1 protein-coding gene is annotated in these 262 nt (G+C 53.1%); it reads right to left on the bottom strand.

All coding sequences use genetic code 11. The annotated features are described in order from the left end of the window. On the bottom strand, window positions 1-208 hold a 208-nt coding region (locus SCA31_RS23990; RefSeq protein WP_410699501.1), incomplete at its 3' end, for a hypothetical protein. Between the last annotated feature and the right edge of the window lie 54 nt (window positions 209-262).

Here is a 262-nt window from a genome sequence, read left to right as displayed (position 1 = left end):
ACGGGCGATTGCGATTCTTGTCGTCATCACTGAGCACGCCCCAATGAAATGAGGGCAGTGACTTTGCAACGGCCTGCATGGCACTGCTGATGACCTGGTGGCGGCCCTTCAACGCTGCACGTTCTTTATCAAGCTGGATTTGAAGCTGATCATGGCGACGCTGAGTCCGTCGCTCTACAAATATCGCGCCACCCAATAAGCCATCCATTTCGCCATTCTAATTTTTCCAAGCGAGATGCAAGCTCTACGGCCTCCACCCAAT

Origin of the sequence: Chryseobacterium sp. SIMBA_028 (genome assembly GCF_046535285.1) — a bacterium.
GTDB lineage: Bacteria > Bacteroidota > Bacteroidia > Flavobacteriales > Weeksellaceae > Chryseobacterium.
This window is presented reverse-complemented; position numbering and strand designations above follow the sequence as displayed.